The organism is Archangium violaceum (assembly GCF_016859125.1).
In the GTDB taxonomy this organism is placed as follows: Bacteria; Myxococcota; Myxococcia; order Myxococcales; family Myxococcaceae; genus Archangium; species Archangium violaceum_A.
This window is the reverse complement of record NZ_CP069338.1, coordinates 4,616,294-4,638,644: the sequence shown is the minus strand read 5'-3', so window position 1 is coordinate 4,638,644 and position 22,351 is coordinate 4,616,294. Positions and strand designations below refer to the sequence as shown.

Annotated in this window: 21 protein-coding genes; 6 read left to right on the top strand and 15 right to left on the bottom strand. The window is 69.8% G+C overall.

Annotated elements, in window-relative coordinates:
- Window positions 1–5: 5 nt before the first annotated feature.
- The 3 genes from JQX13_RS19990 to JQX13_RS19980 form a co-directional block, all read right to left on the bottom strand.
- Window positions 6–2,090 carry a neutral/alkaline ceramidase gene (locus JQX13_RS19990; protein ID WP_203410547.1) on the bottom strand — a complete coding sequence of 695 codons (2,085 nt, stop codon included), beginning with the start codon at window positions 2,088–2,090 and terminating at the stop codon, window positions 6–8.
- 84 nt (window positions 2,091–2,174) lie between these two features.
- Entirely contained in the window at window positions 2,175–3,356 is a 1,182-nt protein-coding gene (locus JQX13_RS19985; RefSeq protein WP_203410546.1) for a two-component system sensor histidine kinase NtrB, read from the bottom strand.
- 218 nt (window positions 3,357–3,574) lie between these two features.
- On the bottom strand, window positions 3,575–4,195 hold the full coding sequence (locus JQX13_RS19980; protein WP_203412123.1) for an acyltransferase: 621 nt from the start codon (window positions 4,193–4,195) through the stop codon (window positions 3,575–3,577).
- Window positions 4,196–4,737: 542 nt separating this feature from the next.
- Between JQX13_RS19980 and JQX13_RS19975 the strand changes: the two genes are divergently transcribed.
- Together JQX13_RS19975 and JQX13_RS19970 are read left to right on the top strand one after the other, a co-directional pair.
- Window positions 4,738–4,884, top strand: a complete 147-nt coding sequence (locus tag JQX13_RS19975; RefSeq protein WP_203410545.1) for a hypothetical protein — start codon at window positions 4,738–4,740, stop codon at window positions 4,882–4,884.
- 37 nt (window positions 4,885–4,921) lie between these two features.
- Entirely contained in the window at window positions 4,922–5,503 is a 582-nt protein-coding gene (locus tag JQX13_RS19970) for a head protein (RefSeq protein ID WP_203410544.1), read from the top strand.
- Window positions 5,504–5,546: 43 nt separating this feature from the next.
- Here JQX13_RS19970 and JQX13_RS19965 read toward each other — a convergent pair whose 3' ends face one another.
- The 7 genes from JQX13_RS19965 to JQX13_RS56375 form a co-directional block, all read right to left on the bottom strand.
- The gene (locus JQX13_RS19965) at window positions 5,547–6,065 is read right to left on the bottom strand and encodes an alpha/beta fold hydrolase (protein WP_203410543.1); all 519 of its coding nucleotides are present in this window, start codon (window positions 6,063–6,065) and stop codon (window positions 5,547–5,549) included.
- A gap of 34 nt (window positions 6,066–6,099) precedes the next feature.
- Window positions 6,100–7,008: a LysR family transcriptional regulator gene (locus JQX13_RS19960; RefSeq protein ID WP_203410542.1), complete on the bottom strand. Its 909-nt coding sequence runs from the start codon at window positions 7,006–7,008 to the stop codon at window positions 6,100–6,102.
- A 12-nt stretch (window positions 7,009–7,020) separates the two neighbouring features.
- Entirely contained in the window at window positions 7,021–8,070 is a 1,050-nt protein-coding gene (locus JQX13_RS19955; protein ID WP_203410541.1) for an NAD(P)-dependent alcohol dehydrogenase, read from the bottom strand.
- 152 nt (window positions 8,071–8,222) lie between these two features.
- A complete protein-coding gene (locus JQX13_RS19950; protein ID WP_203410540.1) occupies window positions 8,223–8,693 on the bottom strand; it encodes an NUDIX hydrolase in 471 nt (156 codons plus the stop codon).
- The gene (locus JQX13_RS19945; RefSeq protein ID WP_203410539.1) at window positions 8,690–10,198 is read right to left on the bottom strand and encodes a DUF2380 domain-containing protein; all 1,509 of its coding nucleotides are present in this window, start codon (window positions 10,196–10,198) and stop codon (window positions 8,690–8,692) included. The genes JQX13_RS19950 and JQX13_RS19945 overlap by 4 nt, the downstream gene beginning before the upstream one ends.
- Window positions 10,188–10,469, bottom strand: a complete 282-nt coding sequence (locus tag JQX13_RS56380) for a hypothetical protein (RefSeq protein WP_430384184.1) — start codon at window positions 10,467–10,469, stop codon at window positions 10,188–10,190. The genes JQX13_RS19945 and JQX13_RS56380 overlap by 11 nt, the downstream gene beginning before the upstream one ends.
- Window positions 10,466–11,017: a hypothetical protein gene (locus JQX13_RS56375; RefSeq protein ID WP_430384183.1), complete on the bottom strand. Its 552-nt coding sequence runs from the start codon at window positions 11,015–11,017 to the stop codon at window positions 10,466–10,468. Before JQX13_RS56375 ends, JQX13_RS56380 begins: the two co-directional genes overlap by 4 nt.
- A gap of 161 nt (window positions 11,018–11,178) precedes the next feature.
- On the opposite strand from JQX13_RS56375, the gene JQX13_RS19935 reads away from it, so the two are divergent.
- On the top strand, window positions 11,179–11,388 hold the full coding sequence (locus tag JQX13_RS19935; protein ID WP_203410538.1) for a hypothetical protein: 210 nt from the start codon (window positions 11,179–11,181) through the stop codon (window positions 11,386–11,388).
- 6 nt (window positions 11,389–11,394) lie between these two features.
- Here JQX13_RS19935 and JQX13_RS19930 read toward each other — a convergent pair whose 3' ends face one another.
- Both JQX13_RS19930 and JQX13_RS19925 read right to left on the bottom strand, forming a co-directional pair.
- Window positions 11,395–12,084, bottom strand: coding sequence for a hypothetical protein (locus JQX13_RS19930; RefSeq protein ID WP_203410537.1), 690 nt, complete (start codon window positions 12,082–12,084; stop codon window positions 11,395–11,397).
- A gap of 77 nt (window positions 12,085–12,161) precedes the next feature.
- Entirely contained in the window at window positions 12,162–12,863 is a 702-nt protein-coding gene (locus JQX13_RS19925) for a phosphatase PAP2 family protein (protein ID WP_203412122.1), read from the bottom strand.
- A 285-nt stretch (window positions 12,864–13,148) separates the two neighbouring features.
- Between JQX13_RS19925 and JQX13_RS19920 the strand changes: the two genes are divergently transcribed.
- Complete coding sequence (locus JQX13_RS19920) at window positions 13,149–13,622, top strand: DofA protein (protein ID WP_239014928.1); 474 nt, start codon at window positions 13,149–13,151, stop codon at window positions 13,620–13,622.
- 136 nt (window positions 13,623–13,758) lie between these two features.
- Here JQX13_RS19920 and JQX13_RS19915 read toward each other — a convergent pair whose 3' ends face one another.
- Window positions 13,759–14,457, bottom strand: a complete 699-nt coding sequence (locus JQX13_RS19915; protein ID WP_203410536.1) for a class I SAM-dependent DNA methyltransferase — start codon at window positions 14,455–14,457, stop codon at window positions 13,759–13,761.
- Between the two features lie 174 nt (window positions 14,458–14,631).
- Window positions 14,632–16,071: a hypothetical protein gene (locus JQX13_RS19910; protein WP_203410535.1), complete on the bottom strand. Its 1,440-nt coding sequence runs from the start codon at window positions 16,069–16,071 to the stop codon at window positions 14,632–14,634.
- 418 nt (window positions 16,072–16,489) lie between these two features.
- Between JQX13_RS19910 and JQX13_RS19905 the strand changes: the two genes are divergently transcribed.
- Window positions 16,490–17,902 (top strand): NAD-dependent succinate-semialdehyde dehydrogenase, encoded by a 1,413-nt coding sequence (locus JQX13_RS19905; RefSeq protein WP_203410534.1) that lies wholly within the window; start codon window positions 16,490–16,492, stop codon window positions 17,900–17,902.
- Here JQX13_RS19905 and JQX13_RS19900 read toward each other — a convergent pair.
- Window positions 17,892–19,073: a hypothetical protein gene (locus JQX13_RS19900; protein WP_239014926.1), complete on the bottom strand. Its 1,182-nt coding sequence runs from the start codon at window positions 19,071–19,073 to the stop codon at window positions 17,892–17,894. The two genes, JQX13_RS19905 and JQX13_RS19900, sit on opposite strands and share 11 nt — an antisense overlap.
- Window positions 19,074–19,304: 231 nt before the next feature.
- Here JQX13_RS19900 and JQX13_RS19895 point away from each other — a divergent pair, with 231 nt between their 5' ends.
- Complete coding sequence (locus tag JQX13_RS19895) at window positions 19,305–22,226, top strand: sigma-54-dependent transcriptional regulator (protein ID WP_239014924.1); 2,922 nt, start codon at window positions 19,305–19,307, stop codon at window positions 22,224–22,226.
- The last annotated feature ends 125 nt before the right edge of the window (window positions 22,227–22,351 follow it).

Genomic DNA, 22,351 nt, shown 5'->3' with positions numbered 1-22,351 from the left:
CCGTTTCACCGCACGGTGAAGCCGCTCGAGGTGCCCCGGTAGGGTCGCACACGACCATCCCAGCCGGACTTCCAGTCTCCCTCGTGGATGATGCGGTAGGTGCCCGGCCGCGCGTCCTGGGGGATGGCCCACTCGATGGTGACATGCGAGCACGCCAGGGTGGGCAGGCAGTAGCCGCGCCGCCACGTGTACTTCGTCTCCCAGTCCCAGTCGTACGCCATGTCCTCCCACAGCGGACCCGCGCGGCGCTGCACGCGCAGGTAGGAGCCCTGGATGTGCGGCTCGTTCTTCGGGTGCCCGCCCAGGAAGGTGACGCGCACCGTTTCGCCTCGAGCGTAGGACGCGTGCGCGTCCACGAGGACGTCCCCGAAGTCCTTCCACAGCGGCTTGTCATCGAAGAGGACGCCGGGCCGCAACTGACTCTGCTGCTGGCACAGATCGCGAGGCCGCGGGCCCGGAGGCAGCGACGAGCCCTCGCGCAGGGCCTGGGCCAGGGAGTCGAACGCCTGCTGGAGGGCCGCCAACGTCCAGGGGCCGAAGTGGGTGGAGGCCCCTTCGTAGTCCTGCAGGGCGTACTCCTCGCGCGTGGCGACGTAGCCGGAGTAGGCATTGGACAGGCCCGCGATGACCACCTCCGTCACCCCCGCGGGCGCCAGCCGGGCCCGCACCGTCTCGCGCAGGCGGCGCCCCGCCATGGTGGTCAGCTCGAAGGGCACCGCCACCATCGCCACGTTGCCCACGGTGACGAGCTGCATCGGCAGCACCTCGGGGCTCCACGGGAAGGGTTTCATCGCGCCCATCCGCAACACGATGGGCTTCTCCGCCTGGCAGGACGTGGTGGTGGTGGAGCAGGTGAAGGAACTCCACACGTCGTGCATGGCGGCGCACGTCGCGCCCTCGCCTCCTCCCACGCCCGGCCCGTCCTCCGCGCCCGACAGCATGGAGATGCCGATGGCCGCCGGGCAGGTGTGCCGCGCGGTGCCGTCCGTGAACTCGGGCCGCACCTCCACGTCGTCCATCTTCACGTAGACGTGCCGGTAGTCCACCCCGCCGGTGAGGGGCGTGGTGGCGCTCGCGTAGAGCGACGCGGCGCGCTCGTACTGCTTGCGGCCCGAAATCTCCGTGCTCTCGAAGTCGTCCCGGCCACCGCCGTCCTCGCCCCCGAAGATGTTGGGCGTCACGTCGCCCTCGTTGGCCTGCGCGAAGGCGGCCACGAAGGTGTCCCCCCGGGCATCGTAGCGCGTGCCCATCGACTTCTCGAAGAGATAGGAGGCGTACCCCTTGTTGTCGCCGCTGATGTGGCGGTGCGCCTGCCCCATGGAGGTGGTGTGCACCGCGAACCAGTTGAGGAGCCCCACCTCCACGCCCGACTCCCTGGTGAAGCGCAGCAGCGTCATCCGCTTGTCCGTGTCGTGGGCGTAGCGCGCGCGCTCCTCGGGCGGGTTGAGCCGGTAGGCCTCGGGCGAGCGGTTGCGGCTCGCGTCGAGCAAATCCCCCGCCGCCAGGGTGATGCGGCCCGGCCCCAGGTGCTCGTGGGCCCGGACGATGGACTGGTAGATGCCCTCGACGATGATGTCGAAGTTCCCCGGCTCGAAGCCGAACGTGCTCAGGTTGTAGAGCGCGTAGTGCGAGTACCCCCCTGGCCCGCTGTGGGTATGGGTGGCGCTCAGCAGCACGTTGTCATCCGAGTAGAGAGACCCGTACGTGGCCCGCAGCCGCTCCACCACCCGCTGCTTCACGCCCTGGAACACCATGCCCAGGTCCGCGGTGACGATCGCCACGCGCTTGCCGTTGCACGGTGAGGCGATGACGAAGGCCCGCGAGCGCAGACGCTGGTGGATGCCCGTCGTCTGCTGCTCCAACTCCACGTAGCCCATCATCCCCACCTCGGCGGCGGGACCGGTGATGTCGTGGATGCCGCTGCCGATGAGGAACGATTGCTGCCCGGCGCAGGAGCCACCGAGCCCCTGCCCGCCTTGCTCCACGGGAAGCCCGGAACCCGACTGTTCCTCCCGGGAACCGCGGTGGCCACAGGCGGCGAGCACCAGCGCCAGCACGAGCGCACCCAGACGGATGACGGACGAACGCACACAAACCTCCACGAGGGGCGAAGACGCCCTTCCTGAAGGTTAGGAACCCGGGACGGGTGATGCAGGGCCGGCCGCTGGCCCGGCTCAGGAGACCCTGGGCAGCGTCACCCGGAAGACGCTCCCCCGGCCCAGGCAGGAGCTCACGGAGATGCTCCCCCCGAGCGTGCGCACGATGTCGCGGCACACGGAGAGCGTCGGCCCCGGGCGGGCGTCCCGCGCCGTGAAGAGCGGCTCGAAGACGTGGGGGAGCAGCTCGGGAGGGATGCCGGCGCCGGTGTCATGCACCTCGACCACCACGTGGCCCGTGCCGTCGCGGGTGACGAGGCGCACCTCGTTCGCCTCCGTGTCCTCCCCATCGGGCAGGGACAGCACGGCGTGGAGGACGAGGTTGAGCAGGGCCTGGCGCAGCCCGCTCTCGCTGCCGGCCACCGGGGCCCGAGCGCTGTAGTCACGCACCAGGCGCCCGCGCGTGCGCAGCGTGCTGGACACCATCTGGCCCACCGTGTCGAGCAGCGTGTTGACGTCCACCGGCCCCTGGCCCGACTCCGCCCGGAAGCCGCGCAGGTGGCCGATGAGCTGCCGCAGCCGCTCGGCCCCCTCGTGCACCTCGGCGATCGCCTCGCGCCACTCGGCCACCTGGCTCGCCGGGGTGGCCCCGGCCACGTCCCCCATGCTGGAGAGCAGGTACTCCAGGTTGGCGAGCATGAAGGCGAGCGGGTTGTTCATCTCGTGCGCGAAGCCCGGCAGGAGCATGCCCAGCGTGGCCAGCCGGTCCGTCTGCTGGAGGCGCGCCTGCAGCTGGCGGCGCTCGGTGGTGTCCGCCAGCGTCCCCAGCACCTCTCCCTGACCCGTCGGCGAGCTGTGAGCGGCCAGCTCCACCCATCGGACCCCCCCGGAAGCGAGCAACCGCAGCTCGAGCCGGAAGGACGCCTGCACGCGCGCGGCGATCGCATCCAACACCGCCCGCACGCGCGGCCGGTCCTCCGGGTACACCATCTCCACCAGCGGTTGCCCGAGCACGTCCTCCACGGGCAGGCCGGTGAGCGAGCTCCAGGTGGGACTCAGGAAGGTGAAAGTGCCCGGGCCGTCGAGCTGGAAGACCACCTCGCTGAGCTGCTCCGCCAGGAAGTGGTAGCGAAGCGCGTCCGCGGACAGTCCCGAACGGAGGTTGGCGGCGAGCGCCAGAAGGCCCATCCTCGAGAGCGCCCCCGGCGCCGGGCTCTCCGCATCGAAGGCGACGGCCTGCGACAGTTCCTGGTACGCCATACCGTGCTCCTTTCCCCCGGGGAGACGGCCGCGCTTCGGAGACGGATTCCCCCTGCCGTCTGCCGAGGGCTCCTCCCGCGCACGCCATACTCCACCAGACGGGCCCTCTACATATTCGGAAGCATAAGACCCTCGAATGAAGCGGCGTCAATTCGGGGGCCCCCGGTCCGGCTCCGTTTTCTCGGGAGTTGACATGAATACCAGGGAAAACCGGTCAATCAGTCCCCGGAATCGTCAGATGGTGGCCAGGAGGGGTCGGGGGCGCCGGAGCGGCGGCGGTCCCGGCGGTCGCCGATCACCCGTGCGGGGACGCCGGCGACGATGGCCCAGGGAGGCACGTCCCGGGTGACGACGGCGCCCATGCCCACCACGCAATGATCGCCGAGGCGAACCCCGTCGGTGACGCCCGCGTTGGCCCCCACCCACACGTCCTTGCCGAGCACGATGCCGCGTGAGGTGACGGGCTGGGAGCGCACGGAGCGATCCGGGGCCAGGCCGTGATCGAAGGCATAGAGGGTGGCACCGGTGGCGATGCGGCTGCCCTCGCCGATGTGGATGCCGGCGGCCCCTCCATCCAGGCTGACGCGCGCGTTGAGGCTCACCCCGGCCTCGAGCACCACCGGCCCGTGCACGAAGGTATTGGCGGCGATGCTCACCCCGGGGCCCACGATGCGGATGGGGCGGCCCGGCTCGGCGAACAAATGGGCTTCCGGGGAGATGAAACAGCCCTCGGCGATCTCCACCGTCTCCAGTTCGCGCAGTCGGTCCTGCACCTCCTTCTGCCAGGCCTCGGCCCAGGCGCGGTGACGAGGCTTGAGCGTGAAGTAGAGCCACGGCATCCAGGAGAGGCGCTGCTTGTGCTGTTCGCGTCTGCGGGCGTCGAGATCGTCCACGGCTTTTGACTACCACGACCGCGCACGGCCAGCCTCGGGAGCGATGCGGAGATGTTGGCCCGGGTGACGTCGCATGCTACGGAGCCCGCCCCTCCCGGCTTCCGCGCCCCCCCTATGACACCCTCCAGGCTCATGGCCTCGGCACTTTGCGTGCTGCTCGTCTCCTGCGGCACCACCCGCTCCACCATCACCCCCGCGGCCGAAGAACTCACCCGCTACGTGCTCGTCATCCAGGAGTCACCCGACGGTCAGGTGACCCACGACTGGCGACGTGCCGAGGACTTCGAGCTCTCCGGGTACAGGCTCTCCTCGAGCGCCCGTGGGTCATATGGACGCGTCGTGCGCGTGTCGGGCCATCCGCGTGACTGCGATGAGGAGAACCGTCAGTGCGTCAAGATGGGAAGGAAGAATGGTGTAACAAGCAATGCAGGCAACCCTATCGTGATTGTCAGGAATTGGAGGGCCGCCAATTCCAGGAGTTTTCGGCCATGGATGAGGCTGTTGACTGGCTGAAGCACAACCATGAGGCCATTCTGGTAGGAAGCATTGTCGTCATCGCAGGCGTTGCGTTCGTCACGGTTTCCGCGGGTGCGGGGCTCGTTGTCCTCGCTCCAGCGGCTCTCCTGGCATCTTGACGAGCCCTGCTCGACCCCCACATCACGGCGGCATCCTATGGATATCGGAAAGAGCATCTTCGAAGCGATAAACCTCCTCGGCTTGATTCATGAGAAGGCCCAGTCTCCAGAGGAGAAGGAGTTGCTTCTCATCGCAGCCGAAGCGCTCAGATTCATCAATGAGACCGGCCAGCAGTATGAGTTCGAGGACTACCGCGAGGATCTCGGGACCGAAGGACCCGAGATGGTGATCGCCGCCTTCGCAACGCGCGAAGAAGCGGAACGCTGGCTGAAAAACCATCCCAGGCCGCCCCATATGGCCTGTGTTCTGGTCGCGGACGAGTACCACGTCGTCGTGTATGACCGTGCTCGGAACTTCCGCAGGCTGCTCTCCCATCACTCCATCGAGCACCACCTCAAGGAGATGATGCAGGCTGGCCTTCCTCCGCCGGTGGCCACCTTCGACACGCGAGAGGAGGCGAAGGCCTGGTTCTACAATCTGCCCGAGCGGCCCTCCCAAGCCGTCATCCAGCTCGGGGGCGAGCCCTACCTCGCGGCGTACCACCGCAACATCGACCACCTGGCCTTCCACCCCTTCTCCCTCGTCGAGCGGCTGAAGGAGTCCAAGCCGCGATCCTGACGTCCCCGGGAATCTCGTTGGAGGGAGTCCCAAGCGACTCCTCTCAGCGGTACTTCTCGATGAACCGGGTCACCGCCTCGAGGAAGGCCTCGGGCTCCTCGAAGGGTGGCAGGTGCGCGGACTTCTCGAAGATGACGAGGAACTTGTGCTCGGGAGGTGTACCCAGGTTGTCATAGGCGTCGTGCGCCATGGCGACCGGCACCGCGCCGTCGTGCCGCCCCCACAGCACGAGCGAGGGGATGGTGATGCGCGAGAGCTTCGGGGACATCCGCAGCGCGTCGTAGAAGGCGTCGTCGGAGAGGAGCTTCTCGAGGACGATACCGTTGTTCGTGCGCATGGCCCCGAACGAGAAGGGCGAGAAGAGCAGCGGCTCCGCGCCAACGCCGGGCGAATTCGACGGATCAAGGAAGTAGCCCCCCGCCTTGGTGCACAGGCGCTGCCATTTCCAGAGGTTGTCGCTGCTCATCCGCGTCCCCTTCATCGACTCGGCCCACTCGGGAACACCGCGCCACGTGTCCACCTCCTCGCCCGCGGCCAGCTTCCGCTCGGCGTGGACCTTCACGTAGTCGAGCGCGAAGTCCCAGTTCTTCGAGCCGCTAACGGCCCGGGCCCGCCATCCCCTCGCGGGCCATGCTCACGAAGGCCCTCAGGGCCGGTGACACCTGGGCACGGCTGGGGAAGTAGAGGAAGAGGCCCGGCACCACGGGCGCGTACGGCTCGAGCACCACGCGCAGGCTCCCCCGCGTCAGCTCGGCGGCGATCAAGGGCTCGAACGTGTACATGAGCCCGACGCCTTCCTCGGCCAGTGCCTTCATCAGCGACCAATCATCGGTCGTGACCGGCCCCCGGACCGGAACGCGCCAGCTCTTCTTCCCGCGTTCGAGCTCCCACGCGTAGCGCCCGCCGCGGGTCGGCGCGCGGATGCAGATGCAGTCGTGAGCGAGCAGGTCATCCGGTTTCTCCGGGGTGCCCCTGCGCGCGAGGTAGGCGGGCGCGGCGACCACGACGAACCGGCTCGGCCCGGACAGCCGCACCTGCACCATGTCGCGCTCGATGGACTCGGTGAGGCGGACGCCGGCATCCAGCCCCTCGGCCACGATGTCCACGAAGCGGTCCTCGACGCGCACGTCCACCTCGACCTTCGGGTAGCGCGCGACGAAGCGCGGCAGCAGCGGCGCGATGACCGTCTTCACGGACATGGAGGGCACGGAGAGGCGGATCCTCCCCGTCACCTCGCCCGGTCGGGCCGAGGCCGTCTTCAGCGACTCGAGCGCCTGGTCCACGGCGGGGCCAGCGTTCTCGAGCAGGCGCTGGCCCGCCTCGGTGAGCGCCACGCTGCGCGTGGTGCGCGTGAGCAGGGTGACGCCCAGGCGCGCCTCGAGCTGGCGCACGGACTGGCTCAACGCCGAGGGAGAGATGCCGAGGTCCGCCGCGGCCGCCGCGAAGCTGCGACGGCGGGCCACCGCGAGGAAGGCGTTCAGGGCGTTGAGCGGGGTGAAGGCCATCGAGGCGCTGTTCTACGAGGCCAGGCTCGCCAAGTCGATGACGAACCGGTAGCGCACGTCGCCGCGCATCATCCGCTCGTAGGCCTCGTTGATCTTCTGGATGGGGATGACCTCGACGTCCGAGACGATGTTGTGCTTCGCGCAGTAGTCGAGCATCTCCTGCGTCTCGGCGATGCCGCCAATCATCGAGCCAGCGAGCCGCTTGTTCCCGCCGATGAGCGAGAACGCGTGCACGGGCACCTGCTCGGGCGGGACGCCGACGACAACCATCGTGCCCTGGACGCGCAGCAGGCCCAGGTACTTGTTGTAGTCGTGCGGGGCCGAGATGGTGTCGATGATGAGATCGAAGCGCCGCGCCAGCCGCTGGAAGGTGGCCTCGTCCTTCGAGTTCGCGAAGGCGTGGGCCCCCAGGCGGCGCGCATCGGCCTCCTTGGAGGCAGACGTGCTGAGCAGCGTCACCTCGGCGCCCATGGACACGGCGAACTTCACCGCCATGTGGCCGAGACCGCCCAGTCCCACCACCGCTACCCGGTCGCCCTTCTTGCAGTTCCACTGGCGTAGCGGAGAGTACGTGGTGATGCCGGCGCACAGCAGCGGGGCCACGGCGGAGAGCCCGAGGCCGGCGGGAACCTTGAGCGCGAAGTGCTCGGAGACGGTGATGCGCGACGAGTAGCCGCCGTACGTCGGCGTCTTCCGGTCCATCTCGGTGCCGTTATAGGTGCCGGCCATGCCCTTCTCGCAGAACTGCTCGTACCCGCGGCCGCACGTCTCGCAGGTGCGGCAGGAGTCGACCATGCAGCCGATACCGGCGAGGTCACCCACCTTGAACTTCGTGACGCTCGAGCCGACCTGCTTCACCCGGCCGACGATTTCGTGGCCCGGCACCATCGGGAAGATGCCACCGCCCCACTCGTCGCGGGCCTGGTGGATGTCGGAGTGGCAGACGCCGCAGTAGAGGACGTCGAGGAGGATGTCGTGCGGACCGGGCTCGCGCCGCTCGATGGAGAACGGCGTCAGCGGCTGGTTCGGAGCAACGGCTGCATACGCGGGGGTCTTCAACATGCGTGACTCCTGATGAGGGACCCGCGAGATATGCGCGGCCCGCGGCGTGTCGGAAACAGACAGGATGCGCATGGGTCGTTCAGGAAATCTTCATGATAGGCACCTCTCGTCTGTCGTCGCGCGCTCTCTTGTCTTGGAGGAGCGGCGGAGAATCAGACCTCCTCGTCGGGCAGGAGTGTGAGCAGCAACTCGTCGTCAGGGCCGAGCGGACGCCAGCCGGGCGGCGGTGGGGTGGCGAGGAGCGCATCGCCGGCCTTCCTGACACGCTCCTCATGAGTTTCAGGGGTATAGGCAGACCAGAGGCCGAGCGCCTCGGCGACAGCGAAACGGGCTTCGTCATCCAGCACGGCCGGCCAGCCGTTTGGGAGTGCCTCGGCCAATTCGCGCACGAGTTGCCCGCGCACCAGACGCGTGACCTTGCCGCTTCGCTCCGCCTCGGCAACCAACCCGCTGAACACCTGCACTGCCGCGATGTCATCAGGGCCAAGCTCGTCCGCCAGTTCCACTAGCGAAGCGGTGGGACGCGCCTCGGCGAAGGCGGTGAGCGAGTCGTAGCCGCGCTTGCGGACCCGCTCATACAGGCGCGCCTTTATGTTGCCCTGCCAGGCACGTCCGTCGCTCATGGTCCTCTCCATGGGACGAAATTCATCGGGATCCTGTAGCGCTTCATGTTGTTCGCGACAATTCTCAGGATCGCATTGCGCGTCAACATCCGGCCAGCCCTGGTCTCGGCATCAAACAGCGCCTTCATGACCATCCGGTTCCATTCGCCGGGCCATGTGCGGCCCAGCTTCCAGTCGCCACCGCCGTGAATGGCCTCGTGGTGCGCCTGCTCCAGCTTGACGCAGAACTTGTCGATGTCCATGTCGCCAGTGAAGCCGCGCTTCTCGAACCACTCGCGGAACTCCTTGGGCAGAACGTGGTGCCGGGGGGGCTCGGCCATGCCGGCCCCCGCTCTGTCCGTCACCCGCATGCCCCGTACCTCGGGCCCGTCGCCGAGAGCCTCGCGCACGCCGCGCGGCATCTCGCCGTGCGCCATCATCATCTGGCCGGCCTGAATCCGCACTGCGGCGCTGACGGCGGGCAAGGAGAGGACGCCCGCCCGCACCAGCCGGTTCACCATCTCCACCCACTCGGCGGAGACGACAATGCGCGTGCCCATCATCACGCCGTTGTTGCCCATCACCATGCCCACCCCGAGTGTCACGGGGGCCGAGGGTCGCAACGCGGGCAGCGAGAACTTCAGCGCCGACCTCATCGTCACCAGTTCCATGAGCTGCGCCAGCAACATCACCTTCTCGACGCTCCTCAGCCCCGAGTGAAGGCGCTCCGCCGTCCTGTTGAACTCGCCGGACAGGTAGCCCATCAGTGCGGGCATGTTCTCCGCCGCTGCCTCCACCTGCCCTGGCTCCCGCGAGGCCAGTGCCGCCATGGCCGGCTCCACCATCTTCCGCCAGCGGTCCATGTCCACGAACAGCGTCTCCACCGAGTCGTAGCCCTGCTTGAACGCCACATCGAGGAGGTTGAGGAAGTCCACCCATGCCGCGAGCAGCAGCGCGCCCAGCATGGCGGCCTCCAGCCGTGGGCCCGCCAGACGCAGCAGGGCCAGCTGCATGTCCGGGTCCTCCACCTCCGCGGCGGCGTGGGCCAGCCGGGTGGCGGCGGCAAGCTCGGCGTCCAACCACCGCAACTGGCTCTGACCATACTCGATAGAGGGCACGAAGAGGCCAGCGGCCTTGCCGGCGATGCCCCAGTGGCTCTTGCGCAACCTGGACAGCTCCCCGGAGAGGTCGCGGGTGGAGCCCGACACGTCGAGCAGGGCACCGCGAAACGCCAGGTGGGCCGCCAGGGCGCTCTGCCACGCCGTCTCCTCCGTGCCACCAGGGCCCACCGCCGTCACCGCCTCCCGCACGTCCTGGCGGCGGTGCAGCCGCTGTGGACCCTCGGGCTCGGGCGCGGACTCCTCGCCCGGGTCTCCGGCCCATGCGGGCGCGGCAGCCTCGTGCGGCGTGTAGCGCAGGTGCGTCCTCCGTCCGGGTGGTGACGTCAGCGACGCACAGGCGTTGGACAGCAGGGCCAGGGCGAGCAGCAGCCCCGTCCACCTGCATCCTGGCGACTCAGCGCGCATGCTCCACCCCCAGGCCCACGGAAGCGAAGGCCCCCGGGCGCAGCGCGCCCTGGCCTCGCGGAAACAGCAGCGTGCCGCCCTGGCCCAGCACGTACAGGTGCCCCCCGAGCAAGCGCCAGCGCACCTCCGCCGCACCCTGAGAGCGCGCCCCGGGTTGCCCCAGACCCACTGCCATCCCCTTCACGGCCACTTCCATCATGTCCAGCGTGGGTGTCACCGCATCCGCGCCCGCCCCCACCACCGCCGTCCCGTCCACGTGCGCCAGCGTCACCTGGGGGCCCGTCCTCCGGCCCAGCCCCAGCCATGCACGGCGGAGAGCGCCAGCGTGTAGCGCCCGCGCTGCCTGGGCCTACCGAAGAGGAGGTGCTGAATGTCCAGCGAGACTTCCGCGCCCATCAGCCGCGCGCCCAGCACGCCCGAGAAGGCCTCCGTGTAGAGAGGCCCCAGCGTGCCGGTGAGGTGCGCCGAGAGGAGGCTGTAGCTCTCCAACCCGCCCACCCACAGCGCCACGGGCGCGTTGTCTGAGCCCAGCTTGAGGCCGCGCACGAGCTGCCCCCAGTCCGAGAGGCTGTCCCAGTCCTCGCGGCGCACCCACCCGGCTCCTGGAGATCCACCACCCAGCCGCAGCCACACCGGAGCGCCCAGGTTGACGCCGAACTCCTCGCCGCCGTCCAGCACCAGCATGGGGGTCCGTTGGACATAGTGCTCCACGCCGCCCGTCGCGCCAGCCGGCAGCGGTGGCCCTATTGCCCCATCGGGCGGGTTGTCGGGCCCTTCCGCCTGAGCGAGGAGCAGTAGCACCAGCAGCGTGGACGTCATCAGCGCCTCCGATGGGTGACTCCCATTCTATTGGGCGCCTCCGACAAATCCGGACAGCCTGGACAGGGCGGGCAAAAGGTGCCTCGCGTCGTAGGGTCCGTAACCCAACCGTAAGGGGCACCTGGAGCAGCTCGATGCTCCCCGGTGCAGAAGGCGAGCGCATGCCTCCGCTCGATTTTTGGCCCTCCGCCGCCGAGGGCACGAAGACGAAGAGCACGTACAACAACGGTGGCTACGGGCAGCGGACCTTCGACGTGCCGTACTTCGAGTCCACCGTTGTCGACCGCATCCGTGCCGAGCTTCGGCAGAACAGCGTCCCCCTCGGGGATGGCCGATTCAAGTATGCGGACAAGACGTTCCGCTGGAGGTGATCGCGTTCAGTGAAGGTCTGTCGTCTCCCCGAGGTCGCTCCCCCAAGCAGGTGAGGAGCTGTCCACGCGCACGCTCCTGCCCGCCACGTTCGCGATCGACTGAGTGGCCCGGGTCCAAGTGCCTCCCTTGAGCGGCGTCGACCAGACGCTCTCGTCACCGCGCTCCAACGCATAGAGCTTCGTTGCGTCCACGGCGGTGATGGAGAGGGAGCGCGAGCCGTCGATGCCCGGCACCGAGGTGATGCTTCCGTCGGGCTTGAACTCGTTCAGGTGGCCGAGCCCCGAGTTGCCCGGGTATCTGACGACGGCGTAGGCGGAGGTTCCGTTCGACAAAGACGTGGGCGGGAGCTGGAGCCTCTCGGCCAGCAGGACACTCGAGTCGCCCTGCTTGGAGGCTCGGCCGAAGTAGCTGTAGCTGGCCTCGTACGTGATGGCTCCGGAGAAGTACACGCTCGTGCCAAAAGGAAGGATGGGCTGAGCGAGACCGGAGGTCTGCGCGAGCTGAACCGGCGCGCAACTCCCGCCGCACAGCGGGGTGCAACTCGCGGCGGCGGAAGGCGCGGGCAGGACCTCGCCCGGGTTCGCCGCCAGCTCCAGTCCGTCCGCGCCGCGCGCCGTCGAGATGTCCGAGGACTCCGTGCCCTCGACCCCCGCTCCGCATCCGCTCAGAACGGCCGCGAGGAAGAGCGCCGACACAGAAGGAGACAGCTTGCGCGACGACGCCCCTCACGCCGTGCAGGCCCACGGCGGGTGGACATGGGTGGACATCCACCTCATGAGGGCGCGGTATCGCCTCGGGACTCCTCGCGCAGCCCGGGGCTGCGCCGTCGGGCCGCACGGGCCACCACGGCCGACAGCAGCGCCCACCCCAGCCCCGCCATCCATCCGCCCAGCACGTCCGTGGGGTAGTGCACCCCGAGGTACACCCGCGTCAGCCCGATGAGCAGCGTGAGGGCCAGCACCACGCCCACCAGGTACGCCTTGAGCCACCGCCGATCGACGAGCTGCGCCAGCAGCGCTCCCAACGTCAGGTAGACGATGGCCGACAGCATCGCGTGTCCGCTGGGGAAGCTCTCCGTCAGCACCTGGGTGAGGTGTGGCACCACCGTGGGCCTCGGCCGGGCGAACAGGCTCTTGAGGAGCGAGTTCACCACCGCCCCGCCCAACGTCGAGCCCACCACCAGCGCCAGTGTCCTCCAGCGCCGCACCAGGATGAGGAACCCACTCACCGCGCACACCACCAGCGTCAGCACCGACACGCTGCCCAGCGCCGTCACATCCCGGGCCGCCTCGGCCAACCACAGCGGCCCGCGCGGCTCCTCCGGACTGCCCGGCTTCCGCAGCGCCAGCAGCACGCGCTCGTCGAAGTGTTGGGTTTCCCGCTCACGCACCTCGTCCGACAGCTCGATGAACCCCAGCCCCAACGCCAGCAGGGCCAGCAGCGTGGCCAGCAGGCCGATGCCGTCTCCCCCCATCCACCCGTGGAGACGCTCCTTCAGCTCACCAGGAGAGAGTCGCATTCCCACACCCTAGGTGCTCTCCCACCAGAGCGCACCCCGCATTCGTGAGCTTCCCGACATCGCACGCAGATCATTCGTGCGAACGACGGCAAACGACCCGTCATGGCCTTGGGGATGGCGTCGGGGATCACCAGATTGGCGCCACCATGATGTCGATGTCGTCGCGCGTGCCGGGCACGTCAGCCGCTCGGAATACCTTTCCGGGTACCCATCCCGGCCAGCCTGGGGAGTGATGGTCCCATGTCCGCATTCGCCGCCGCTACCGTGTCTCCTCCGAATTACAAGACGGGCCTCATCAACAAGGTCTTCTTCATCCGTTGGGAACAGCCGCCCAGCCCGGCCGAGGTCCAGATCGTCACCACGCGCTTCCGCGAGGCCTACGAGGCCTACCGCCAGCAACTGTGCGTCGTCGTCGTCACCGGGGCCAAGGCCCGGGTGCCCAACGGCGAGCAGCGCAAGGCGCTCTTCAAGATGCTGGAGGACCATCGCAAGTACATCTGCGAGCTCCACCTGCTCATGGAGGGCAACGAGCTGCAGCACAACCTGCAGCGCATCATCGCCTCGGCGCAGCTCATCGTGACGCGCATCTACGACAACAACTACGCGCGCCTGCACAAGGACTCGGCGAGCATCGCGCCCTTCCTCACCAACCGCCTGAAGGTGGACGGCAACCGCATCATCAACGACGCCCGTCTGCTGGGACTGGTGCACTGAATCACCGGGCGGTTCGAGGCCGTGGGCCGGAGTCATGGCGCACGGCCTCGATGTCGAAGCGCATGGACAGGCCCTTGGCGCTCCACGTGGCGGCCTTGACGCACGGCCCGCCGCCCCTCGAGACCCGGGCATAGCCCTACCGCGCCATGCAGACGTAGTAGTTCTCGCCGTAGTAGTCGTCGCTGTCGGCCGCGAGCACGCGCGAGAAGCCCAGGCGCCGCAGCGTGTCCACCAGCTCGTCCGGCTGGAAGAAGGTCACCATCTCGTTGGGGTCGGTGACCAGCCTGCGCGTCACGTCGACGTGGTAGGCGGTGGCGGCCTGGAGCGACTCGTCCCAGCGGCCCTCCGCCTTCCATTCCTCGATGGAGCCCACCATCACCTTGTGCAGGTCCGGCCGCTGCCGGGGTCCGGTGGCGATGACCACGCCGCCCGGCTTGAGGTGCTCGAGGGCCTGACGCAGCACCTGCTCCGGCGCGCGCACGTAGAAGAGGACGTTGTTGAGCACCACGGCGTCCGCCTCACCCGGCACCTGCGAGGGGAAGGAGCACACGTCCCCCTCCAGCACCTTCCAGCGGCGACGCGCCTCCTCCGGCGCCCCGGCCTGTTTGCCCACGGCCAGCCCGAGCATCGCCAGGTTGTTGTCGAAGCCCACCACCGTGTGCCCCCGCTCGACGAGCGGCTGGCTCACCAGCCCCGTGCCACACCCGGCATCGATGACGTACCTGCGACCCTCGGTGTCACGGAGGATCTTCGCGACCATCCGCCGGTAGCAGTTGAGCTGGGAGCAGATGACGTCATAGCTCCTGGCGAATTCGGTCCAGATGTTGTCGACCACGGGGGGGCCCTCGCTCTGGGTCCGGGAGAATCCCGGAACACGGGCGCCCAATGTAATGGGCCGGGCAAGGGCCGGGAGCCCCCGGGCCGGGCGGATGCGTCCAAAAAAAAACGGGCCCCGCGTTCGAGCGGGGCCCGGGCACAGGGGCGACGGCAACGCCCCGCGCTCCAATTGTCAGTGCTTCTTCATCCACTCGTAGATGGGGGCCCACACGGACTTCTCGGCGTCTTTGGCCAGGAAGAGGTCCGCGTGGCCGTAGTCCGCGGCGCGGTACGCATCCGGCAGCCGCTGCACCCGGTGGATGGTGACGTCCTTGCTGCCCAGCAGGTTCTTCACCACGTACTCGCCATAGGTGCCGAAGCCACCCGCGGCGCCCACGTAGAGCACCGGCACCTTCACCTTCGACAGGTGGTCGTCGTAGGGCAGATCCTTCGTGCCGCACTGCAGCTGCTCGCTCTCCACGATCTCCGTGAAGCTCTGGTACGGGTGGGCGGCGGAGAGGAAGTCGAAGAACTGCCGCGCCTCCACGTACTCCAGCCCCGTCAGCCTGTTGTTCGGGTCGAAGCGCCCCGCGGTGAAGTGGTAGCCGGGCACCGACGGCTGGATGCCGGCCGCAGCGTTGGAGAGGAAGGTGTAGGTGGCGGCCCCCACGGTGACACCGAGCTGGCCGTAGGTCGTATGCGGCGGCAGCTCGATGCCCGGCACCTCGGCGACGGTGTTCGGCCAGGCGCTGGCCGCCATCCCCACCTGCATGATGAGCACCCCGGCGCCATTGCCGGACAGGTTCCCCTCGTAGCGCCCGCCCGCCAGAATCATCTCGGCCACGCTCGCGCGCGTGCACGCCCACTGGCGCTGCTGCTCGGCCTCGGGCCCGAACTTCATCACCATGTCCACCGGGATGAAGCCGCTCACGTTGCGCAGGCCCGGCGGCAGCTGCGTCTCCGCGTTCATGTACGCGTAGGACACCATCGCCCCGCGGCTCCAGCCCAGCAGGTTCATCTTGTCGCCGCCGCTGCCCGTCAGCGCGCGCACCGCCCGGGCCACCGTCATGCCCACGCCCACGTCCCGCGCGTGCGTGCCCAGGTTCCAGTCCTTCATGAAGGTGAAGTCCTGCGTCTCCAGCGGCACATGCGTCCAGCGCAGGTCGATGCCCCACACGTCCACGCCCCGCTCCGCCAGGTACACGGCGATGGAGTGGTCCGCCGCCACCTCGCTCGTCAGCGTGCTGGTCATGAACGCGCCCCGGAAGTCCCAGGCGTCGCCGTGCACCATGAAGAGGGACTCGCGGCTCTTCTTCGGCACCCAGGCGTACTTCTCCTTCACCACGCGGTGCAGGGTGACGACGTCGTGCGCCGCGTCGGGGCCCACCTGCACGCGGATGGAGTAGTGGGCGATGTTGTCCGTCACCTGCTCGCGCTCGAAGTCGCTCAGGAAGCGGGTGCCCTCCGTCCCGCCCAGGCAGCTCGGGTTCTTGGAGGCCTGGAGCATGGACTGCTCCTGACCCAGCTCCTCGGCCACGACGGGCAGCTGCTCCTGGTCAACGGGAGTCTCGGCACCGCACCCCATCAGCGAGAGCAGGGCGAACGGGACGACGTGGCGGAGATTGAAGCGCATGGATTCCTCAAAAAAGAGTTTCTACGGGTTCGGAGAAGCGACGTTTCCATCACCCCACCGGCCCCACTTGCGCGGAATGAAGAGCAGGAACCGAGCCAACCCCCCAAGCCCGCGAAAAGACAGGAACACCCTCCTGGGCATGCCGTCACGGCTGAAACATGCCGTCACTACTAAACAAAGGAAAGCACGATTTTCAGAGGGAACGGATGTGGCGCGTCGGAATTGAAACCGATGCTTCAATAATGAATCAGAAATCATGAATTCGCTGTCATGTAGGACGGCCCTGAAGTCGTAGGACGCCGTGCACACCGTGACAGCGCTGTCCGGGCGTCACGTGCAGGCGTGAACGGGGGCCTGACGTACTCCTTGTCGCACCCAGCAGCCGGACCCACACTCGGAGCATCGAGAGGACAGCCCCATGGCCTTCGCCACCGTCGACCCCACCACTGGAAGGACGCTGCGCACCTTCTCCCCCCACACGCCGGAGGAGGTGGAGGCGAGACTGAAGCTCGCCGAGGAGACGTTCCACACGTACCGCCACACGCCCCTGAGCGAGCGCGCCGGGTGGATGCGCCGGGCGGGGGAGCTGCTGGAGGGCGAGGCGGACCGCTACGGGCGGATGATGACGGAGGAGATGGGCAAGCCGCTGGAGGCCGCGCGCGCCGAGGCCCGCAAGTGCGCCAGCGCCTGCCACTACTACGCGGAGCACGCCGAGCGCTTCCTCGCGGACGAGCCGGTGGCCACCCCGCCGGACACGAGCTTCGTGCGCTACCAGCCGCTCGGGCCGGTGCTGGCCATCATGCCGTGGAACTTCCCCTTCTGGCAGGTGGTGCGCTTCGCCGCCCCGGCGCTCATGGCCGGCAACGTGGGGCTGCTCAAGCACGCGCACAACGTGCCCCAGTGCGCGCTCGCGCTGGAGGAGCTCTTCCTGCGCGCGGGTTTCCCGAAGGGCGCCTTCCAGACGCTGCTGGTGGACTCGAAGGCGGTGCGTCCGCTCATCGAGGACCCCCGCATCCGCGCGGTGACACTCACCGGCAGCGAGGGCGCGGGGCGTGACGTGGGCCAGCACTCGGGCCGGCAACTCAAGAAGGTGGTGCTGGAGCTGGGCGGGAGCGACCCCTTCATCGTGCTGCCGAGCGCCGACCTGGAGCAGGCGGTGGAGTCGGCGGTGAAGGCGCGCCTCATCAACAACGGCCAGTCCTGCATCGCCGCCAAGCGCTTCATCGCCACCGAGCCCATCTACGACGAGTTCGAGCGCCGCTTCGTCGAGCGCATGCGCCGCGCCGTGGTGGGGGAGCCGCTGGAGCCGCGGACGGAGGTGGGCCCGCTCGCCACGGAGGGCATCCGCGACGGGCTGCACGAGCAGGTGGAGCGCAGCGTGGCCGCGGGGGCGAAGCTGCTGCTGGGCGGGCGCAAGCCCTCGGGGCCGGGCTTCTGGTACCCGCCCACCGTGCTGGCCCACCCGCCTCCGGGCACGCCGGCCTATACGGAGGAGATGTTCGGCCCGGTGGCCGTGCTCTTCCGCGCGGAGGACGCCCGGGACGCGCTGCGCATCGCCAACGATTCACCCTTCGGACTGGGCTCCTCCGTGTGGACGCGCGACGAGGCCGAGCAGCGCCTCTTCATCGACGGGCTGGAGGCCGGCTCGGTGTTCGTCAACGGCATGGTGGCGAGCGATCCCCGCCTGCCCTTCGGTGGGGTGAAGGCCTCGGGCCACGGGCGCGAGCTGGCGCGCCACGGCATCCTCGAGTTCCTCAACATCAAGACGGTGCGCCTGGTGAGCGCGTCGTCGACCACGCCGGCCCGGACGCAGGCCCAGGCTAACGAGTAGGCACCCGCTCCCGGGGCGGGGCGTCGCGGTGGACCTCCTCCAGGGCCTCGGCCACCGCGTCCATCTCCAGGCCGAGCTGCTCCACGCTCCGGCGCAGCCCCGCGCCCGCCACGTCCGCGCTCGCCGTGTCCGCCGAGCGCACCCGCAGCACCTGCGTGTAGAGGTTCTCCAGCGTGTAGTACAGGCGCATGTGCTCGGCCTCCAACCGCGAGGCCGCCGTGGCCAGTTCCGCGCGCTGTCCCCGCTGCTCGTCCAAGAGCCGCAGCGTCTTCTCCAGCCGCTCCTTCACCACCGCGTCGCGCTCGGACGCCACCCGCGCCGCCAGCTTCCCGTGCTCCTCCTCCAGCCGGCGCTCGTCCTCGGGCGTGGTCAAGGCGCGCAGCTCCCGCTCCCGGCGCGCCAGCTCGTGGCAGCCCTTGCGCAGCCCCTCCACCGTCTGCTCCGGCTGGTGCACCACGTCCCGCAGCACTCCCGGCCCCGCGCGCAACTCCGCCAGCAGCTTGTCGCACAGCGCGTCCACCCGCGCCGTCCTCGGGTCCTCCGGCGCCGGGGACGCCACCGTCCCGCTGGAGGCCGTGGGCTTCACGGGTGCCTCGCTCCGGACGTCCGCCTCCACCGCGGCCGTGCCCCGCCCTCCCTGGAGCCGGGCCCGCTTGTTCTGTTGGACCTGGCCCAGGATGCCCGCCGACGCCGCGCCCATGCCGAGCGCCACGAAGATGAGCCACCACTTGTCGGGCATGCGCAGCGCCATCGCCACCATCACCACCGCCGCCAGCGCGAACATCCACCCCATCAGCGGGTTGGCCTCCTCGGCCCGCCGCTGCCGCTTCAGGGCACGCCGCTGCTCGCGCAACATCCGCCGGTGCATGCGCCGCTCCATCTTGCGGCGCTCGCGCTTGCCCAGGTGGTCGGCCCACTTCTCCACCCCCTCGGCCCACTTCTCCACCCCCTCGGCCCACTTCTCCACGCCCTGGGCCTGGCGCTGGGCCCACTGCTCCCACCCCTCGGCCTGCTGGCGTGCCCACATCTCCTTCTCCCGGGCGTCATAGCGCTCCCACTTCTCCTTCCACTCCGCGTGACGCCGCTGGCCCTCGACGATGGCCTCCAGCATGCGGCGCAGGTTCTTCTGGAGTGGGGTCTCGGGCGGGGGAGCGGGCGGTTGCGGAGCCATGGCGGTTTCCAGGTGGTGGCGGCGGAGCACCACGGTGTGGGTTACACCAGACGTCTCATCCTGCCCACGATTCGACCGTTTCCACCAGGAGGCCAGGGCGCCATGCACCCGGGGCTTTCCTCCTGGAATGGAGGTGGCGCGCTCGCCTGTTCGCAAGGCCCACGGGATTTGCCCTTCCTCATCGAATGATCGAAGAAGCGGGAGCGGGCGGGGGGCCGTAAGGGGACAGTGGTGTCGAGGAACGAAGCACAAGGGGTCGGGCCCGAGGCGATTCGCGCACTGAGAGGGGGACTGAGCCGGGCGGCCTTCGCCCGACAGCTCGGGGTGACGCCGCTCACGGTGTACCGGTGGGAGCTACCAGAAGCCGCGCCCCAGGCCCGCCGGCCGAGGGGACGCGTGGCGCAGGTGCTGCGTGAGCTCGCCGAGGGGGGCCAGCCGGCCCCGCCCCCTCCTCCCCGGCTGGCCGGGAGCGTGCGCCAGCAGGAGATGTCGCCCGAGGAGCGAGCCCGGCTGGCACCGTGTCTGAAGTTCTTCCAGCGGGCCGATTGGCGCTCGGCGGAGAACGTCCTGCTGGCGATGCTGGCCTCGGGGGAGCTGCGCTCCACGGGCGCGCGCGCCATGGCCGCGGCGGGCCTGGCCTACGTGTACCGCTGGGGCTTCGAGGACGTGCGGCGCGCCTTCACCGTGCTGCTGCCCCACCTGGCCGAGGCCGACGCGGGCCTGCTGCCCGAATCCATCGAGGTGCACGTGCACGCGCAGGCCGCCAACCTCTTCGCCTCGCCGGACGGCCGCATCTTCGACGCGGGCAAGGTGAACGTGCACGTGGCGCGCGCGGAGGCCCTGCTGCGCTCCGGCAACATCACGAGCGCGGAGGTGCGCTGTCTGCTGCGCATGGCGGAGGTCGCCGCGGCCTTCTACCTGGGCGCGCCCGAGCTCATCTCCCGCCAGTTCGGGCGGTTGGAGGAAGTGCTCACCGGGGTGACCGATCCCACCATGCGGCTGATGGCCACGCATGGAATCGCGCACGAGGCCGCCATCCGGGGCGAGGTCTCGCTGGCCACCCGGCGCTTCCGGGAGCTGTCGCAGGGCGCGGCGCGCCTGGGTTATGGCCTGCTCGAGGCGCGCAGCCTCGCCTTCCTCGCGCAGCGCCGGCTGGACGAGGCGTGCGAGCCCGACGAGGCGCTCGCGCTGGTGCGTCGCGCCCGCGAGGTGGCCTGGGATGGACGGCTGGGGCGGGGCTTCTCCTTCATCTTCGCCGCGCGCGCGGAGGCGGACGCCCTGCTGCGGCTGGCCCGCTTCGCCGAGGCCGAGGCGGTGCTGAACCAGGGGGACGCCGTGGTGGAGGACCTGGCCTGGACACCGCACCCCCTGGTGGTGCAGCGCGCCCGCTTCTTCTATCTCACGGGCCGCTACGCGGACATGCGCCGGCTGGCGGTCCGGCTCTCGAGCTATTCCGGCTCCATCCAGCAGCCCCTCACCCACGCCTATGGACTCTGGGTGGAGGCGCTGGCGGACTGGGTCGAGGGCAACGCGCAGCGCTCCGCGGACGGCTTCGCCGCGGCCCATGCCCGCGTCCTGGAGCTGGGCGGCTGGCCCTACCTGCGGCGCGACAGCATCATCGCCGAGGTGGGGGCGCGCGCCGCCGCCAACCAGTTCCCGGAGGCCCGCGCGGCCCTGCGCCGGGCCCGGGCCACGGTGGAGCAGTTCCCCTCCGCCTGGAGCACCGCCCTGCTCCACCGCCACGAGGGGTGGCTGCTCGCACGCGAGGGCCGCTCGCGCGAGGCTCGCGAGAAGCTGGAGGCCTCGCTGGCCACCTTCACCCTGGCGGGAGACATCCCCGAGATGGCCCTCACCCGCCGGACGCTCCTCCGGGTGGCGCATGCCGCGGGCGAGCCGGGCTCCGAGTCCGCGCTCCTCCAGAGCGAGGAGGAGCTGCGCCGCCATGGCATCACCGCGCCCCCGGACTTCAGCCCGGGTCCCCTCCTCGCACAGGAGGCGCCTCCCACCGACGCGGCCCCCCGGCTGGGAGCCGAGTCGCTGATGGTGCCCTTCGAGCGGCTCGCCGTGCGCGGCATGGGCGCGTCCCTCATCCAGCGCGAGCTGGTGGCGGTGCTGGAGGGGCTCTTCCCCGGCTGCGCCCCCCGCATGGAGGAGCTGGACTCGCAGGACCGGGCCACACCGCTGCTGGGCCAGACCGATGTGCCCGCGAGCGAGTGGGTGGAGCTCAGCGATGGGTATGGCCGCCGGTTGCGCGTGGGCGTGGCCGGCCCCCTGCCCGCCGACGGACGGGCGCTGCTCACCGCGTTGGCGCGCCTGGCCGGCTTCGCCCTGGAGGTGTCCGTGCTGCGCGGCTTCGCCCAGGCGGAGCCCCCCCTGCGCGAGCCCGAGAGCGGAGCCCCGGAGCTGCCCGGCTTCATCGCCGCCTCGCCCGCCATGCGGCGGTTGAAGGCGGAGCTGGCGGGGCTGAGCGGCTCGAGAGCCACCGTCATCGTCACCGGCGAGTCCGGCAGCGGCAAGGAGGTGGTGGCGCGCGGCCTCCACCAGCTGTCGGCGCGGTCCGCGCGGCCCTATGTGGCCTTCAACTGCGCCGCGGTCCCGCGCGAGCTCTTCGAGGGCCAGCTCTTCGGCTACCGGCGCGGTGCCTACACGGGCGCGGCCACGGACCACCCGGGTGTCATCCGCGCCGCCCACGGGGGCACGCTCTTCCTGGACGAGATTGGCGAGCTGCCGCTCGAGGTGCAGCCCAAGCTGCTGCGCTTCCTGGAGAACGGGGAGATCTTCCCCCTGGGCGAGACGCGGCCGGTGCAGGTGGACGTGCGCGTCATCGCCGCCACGCACCGGGACCTGGGGCGGCTGGTGCGCGAGGGCCGCTTCCGCGAGGACCTCTACTACCGGCTGCAGGTGGTGCCCGTGCGCGTCCCCCCGCTGCGCGAGCGGCGCGAGGACATCCTCGCCCTGGCGCGTCACTTCATCGCCCAGCTCACCCCGGAGGGGCAGGAGCCTCCGACGCTGGGGCCGGACGCGATGGCGGCGCTGGTGGCACACCCCTGGCCGGGCAACGTGCGCGAGCTGCGCAACGTCATCGAGCGCTCGCTCGCCTTCGGGCCACTGCCAGCGGTGCTGGGGACGGACAGGCTGCGCATCACGGGCTGAGCCCGGAGCCGCGAGCCTCCGCGAGAAAAGAGCACCGCGGGCCAGGACAGGGGGCGAACCCGACCCGCGGTGCGTGGACTACACCTGCGAAAAAATGCGCGCGCGGGCCGAGGTGGGGGGGCCCC